Here is a 1,091-nt window from a genome sequence, read left to right as displayed (position 1 = left end):
GTGCGGTGGCAGACCGGCCCGGTGGTCTGGGGCACCCCGGGCACCAACGGCCAGCACGCCTACTACCAGCTCATCCACCAGGGCACCAAGCTCATCCCGGCGGACCTGATCGGCTTCGCCAACCCGGTCGCCGAACTCAGCGGGGAACTCAAGGCGCAGCACGACCTGCTGATGGCCAACCTGTTCGCCCAGGGGCAGGCGCTGGCCTTCGGCAAGACGCCCGAGGAGGTGCGCGCCGAGGGGGTGCCCGAGGAGCAGGTCCCGCACCGCACCTTCCACGGCAACCACCCCACCACGACGATCCTGGCGACCGAGCTGACCCCGTCGGTCCTCGGCCAGCTGATCGCCCTCTACGAGCACAAGGTGTTCGTCCAGGGCGCGATCTGGAACATCGACTCCTTCGACCAGTGGGGCGTCGAGCTCGGCAAGGTGCTGGCCAAGCGGGTCGAACCCGCCCTGACCGAGGGCGCGGACGTGCCCGGTCTCGACACCTCCACCGCCGCCCTCGTGGCCGCGTACCGCACACTCAGGAAGTGAACTGACATGGCATCGATGCAGTTGGGCCTGATCGGCCTGGGCAAGATGGGCGGCAACATGCGCGAGCGCCTGCGCAACGCCGGCCACACCGTGGTCGGCTACGACCGCAACCCCGAAGTGTCCGACGTCCCCAGCATGGTCGACCTCGTCGACCAGCTCCCCCAGCCGCGGATGGTCTGGGTGATGGTCCCCGCCGGCGGCGCGACCCAGCACGTCATCGACCAGCTGGCGACCCTGCTCAAGCCCGGCGACCTCGTCGTGGACGGCGGCAACTCCCGCTGGACGGACGACGTCAAGCACGCCAAGCAGCTGCACGCGCGGGGCATCGGCTTCGTCGACGCGGGCGTCTCCGGCGGCGTCTGGGGCCTGGAGAACGGCTACGCGCTCATGGTGGGCGGCGACAAGGAGCACGTCGACCAGCTCAAGCCGATCTTCGACGCGCTCAAGCCCGAGGGCCCGTACGGGTACGTCCACGCGGGCAAGGTCGGCGCGGGCCACTTCGCGAAGATGGTCCACAACGGCATCGAGTACGCGATGATGCAGGCCTACGCCGA

At 69.6% G+C, this 1,091-nt stretch carries 2 protein-coding genes; both read left to right on the top strand.

The genetic code is table 11. The features are described from left to right. A partial coding sequence (locus IE318_RS44380) for a phosphoglucose isomerase-related protein (protein ID WP_506005430.1) occupies positions 1–537 on the top strand: 537 nt, incomplete at its 5' end. Between the two features lie 15 nt (positions 538–552). Further along, the coding region (locus IE318_RS44375; protein WP_229904227.1) for an NAD(P)-binding domain-containing protein at positions 553–1,091 on the top strand (539 nt) is incomplete at its 3' end.

This window comes from Streptomyces spiralis, from assembly GCF_014654675.1.
Lineage (GTDB): Bacteria > Actinomycetota > Actinomycetes > Streptomycetales > Streptomycetaceae > Streptomyces > Streptomyces spiralis.
The sequence above is the reverse complement of the archived record's forward strand: the minus strand, read 5'-3'. Positions and strand labels throughout refer to the sequence as shown.